This window comes from Kitasatospora sp. NPDC004799 (assembly GCF_040609095.1).
Taxonomy (GTDB): domain Bacteria; phylum Actinomycetota; class Actinomycetes; order Streptomycetales; family Streptomycetaceae; genus Kitasatospora.
Window position 1 is genome coordinate 1 of record NZ_JBEXJK010000649.1, and the last position, 2,840, is coordinate 2,840.

Here is a 2,840-nt window from a genome sequence, read left to right on the forward strand (position 1 = left end):
TCAAGGACAACCGGGCTCGAATCCTGAAGAGCCACCTGGTTCGCGCGATCGGCCTGGGCGGAAACTCGAACCTTCCCACCAGCACCTCGCCGAGGTCGTACGAGACCGGCTCCTCCAGCTGCGCGTAGGTGCAGCTCTCCGGCGTGCGGTCCGGCCGCCAGCGGCGGAACTGCGCGGTGTGCCGGAACCGGGTGCCCTCCATGTGGTCGTACGCGACCTCGACCACCCGCTCGGGGCGCAGCGCGATCCAGGAGAGGTCCTTGCCGCCGGTCCAGCGGCTGACGGCGCCGGGCAGCCGCCCCTCGGCGTGCGCGGCCTCGTCCGCCCAGGCGCCCCAGGGGTGCCGGGAGAGGTCGTCCAGCCGCAACGGGGCCAGCTCCTCGGCGAGTTCGCGGCGGCGGGCCATCGAGAAGGCCGCGCAGACGCCGACGTGCTGGAGCCTGCCGTCCTCGTCGAAGATGCCGAGCAGCAGCGAGCCGACCACCGGGCCGCTCTTGTGCTCGCGGTAGCCGGCCACCACGCAGTCCGCGGTGCGCTCGTGCTTGATCTTGAACATGGTCCGCTCCCCCGGCCGGTACGGCTGGTCCAGCGGCTTGGCGACCACGCCGTCCAGCCCGGCGCCCTCGTACTCGGCGAACCAGGTGTGCGCGGTGTCGAGGTCGGTGGAGGCGGGGGCGGTGAACACCGGGTCGGCCGCGTCGGCGAGCGCGGCCTCCAGCGCCGGGCGGCGCACCGACAGCGGCTCGTCGAGCAGCGCGTCGTCCCCGAGGGCGAGCAGGTCGAAGGCGACGAAGGAGGCCGGCGTCCGCTCGGCGAGCAGTTTCACCCGACTCGCGGCGGGGTGGATGCGCTCCAGCAGCTCCTCGAAGCGCAGCCGGCCGTCCCGGGCGATCACCACCTCGCCGTCCAGCACGCAGCGCGGCGGCAGCTCCCGCCGGAACGCCTCGACCAGCTCGGGGAAGTACCGGGTCAGCGGCTTGCCGGTGCGGCTGCCGAGCTCCACCTCGTCGCCGTCGCGGAACACGATCGAGCGGAAGCCGTCCCACTTGGCCTCGTACTGCATCCCGGGCGGGATCCTGGCCACCGACTTGGCGAGCATCGGCGCCACCGGCGGCATCACGGGCAGGTCCATGCGTCCGATCCTCGCCCGGTTCTCCTCGGGGCGCGCGCCGGGCGTACGGCGCTTAGCGTGTGGGGCATGGGCTCAGCCGTGGAACTGGATGTCGCCGGGCGCACCGTCCGGCTGTCGAACCCGGACAAGGTGTACTACCCCGAGCGCGGCTTCACCAAGCTGGACGTCGCGCAGTACTACCTGGCCGTCGCCGAGGGGGTGCTGCGCGGGCTGCGCGACCGGCCGACCACCCTGCAGCGCTTCCCGGACGGGGTGGAGGGCGAGTTCTTCTACCAGAAGCGCGCGCCCAAGGGCCTGCCGGACTGGCTGCCCACCGCCCGGATCGCGTTCCCCTCCGGCCGCTCCGCCGACGAGATCTGCCCGACCGAGCCGGCCGCCGTGCTCTGGGCGGCCAACCTGGGCTGCCTCACCTTCCACCCCTGGCCGGTGCGGCGCTCCGACACCGACCACGTGGACGAGCTGCGCATCGACCTCGACCCGCAGCCCGGCACCGACTTCCACGACGCCGTCCGCGCCGCCCACGAACTGCGCGCCCTGCTGGAGGAGTACGGGCTGCGCGGCTGGCCCAAGTCCTCCGGCGGGCGCGGGCTGCACGTGTACGTGCCGCTGGTGCCCGAGTGGACCTTCACCGACGGACGGCACGCGGTGATCGCCCTCGGCCGGGCGCTGGAGCAGCGGATGCCCGGGAAGGTCACCACCGCCTGGTGGAAGGAGGAGCGCGGCGAGCGGATCTTCGTCGACTACAACCAGATGGCCCGCGACCGCACCATCGCCTCCGCCTACTCGCTGCGCGCCCGCCCGCGTGCCACCGCCTCCACCCCGCTGCGCTGGGAGGAGCTGGACGACGCCGCGCCCGAGGACTTCGACCTGCGCACCGTCCCGGCCCGCCTCGCCGAACTCGGCGACCTGAACGCCGGGATGGACGACCACGCCTTCCGCCTGGAGCCCCTCCTGGAGCTCTACGACAAGCAGCTCCACGACGAGGGCCTCGGCGAACTCCCCTACCCGCCCGACCACCCCAAGGCCGTCGGCGAACCCACCCGCGTCCAGCCCAGCCGGGCGCGGAAGAAGGCGTAGCACCTGCCGCTGCTTCCGCGCCCGGCTGTGAGGCCCGCCGCTGCGGCCGGGCGCTCGGCCGCGGGGCCCGCCGCTACTGCCGGGCCCCCGCCGGGGCGAGTTCGGCGACGGTGCGGACGGCTTCGGCGATCTGCCCGTCGGTCAGGTCCCCCCGGGCGGTGAGCCGCAGCCGGGAGACGCCGTCCGGGACGGAGGGCGGGCGGAAGCAACCGACGGCGAGGCCGGCCCGGCGGCAGTCGGCGGCCCAGCCGACGGCGGCCTCGGGGCCGGGGGCGCGGACGGAGACCACGGCGGCCTCGGGCTCGCAGGCCCGCAGGCCGGCCGCGGTGAGCTGCCGGGCCAGGGTGCGGGCGACCTCGCGGGCCCGCTCGGCGCGGGCGGGCTCGGCGCGCAGCAGGCGCAGGGCGGCGAGGGCGGCTCCGGCGGCGGCCGGGGCGAGGCCGGTGTCGAAGATGAAGGTGCGGGCGGTCTCGGTGAGGTGGCGGATCACCCGGCGCGGGCCGAGGACGGCGCCGCCCTGCGAGCCGAGCGACTTGGACAGGGTGGCGGTGGCCACCGTGTCCGGCTGCCCGGCGAGCCCGGCGGCCGCGAGCGCCCCGGTGCCGCCGGGGCCGAGCACGCCCAGCCCGTG

Annotated in this window: 3 protein-coding genes; 1 reads left to right on the forward strand and 2 read right to left on the reverse strand. The window is 75.5% G+C overall.

Annotated features, from left to right (window positions below):
- Positions 1–1,132 (reverse strand): ATP-dependent DNA ligase (locus ABZW03_RS39425; RefSeq protein WP_355269490.1); only part of this gene is annotated, 1,132 nt, incomplete at its 3' end.
- A 66-nt stretch (positions 1,133–1,198) separates the two neighbouring features.
- On the opposite strand from ABZW03_RS39425, the gene ligD reads away from it, so the two are divergent.
- On the forward strand, positions 1,199–2,209 hold the full coding sequence (ligD, locus tag ABZW03_RS39430; protein WP_355269492.1) for a non-homologous end-joining DNA ligase: 1,011 nt from the start codon (positions 1,199–1,201) through the stop codon (positions 2,207–2,209).
- Positions 2,210–2,282: 73 nt separating this feature from the next.
- Here the strand turns inward: ligD and ABZW03_RS39435 are convergent.
- Positions 2,283–2,840, reverse strand: a 558-nt coding sequence (locus tag ABZW03_RS39435) for an aminotransferase class I/II-fold pyridoxal phosphate-dependent enzyme (RefSeq protein ID WP_355269493.1), incomplete at its 5' end; no start/stop codon positions are given.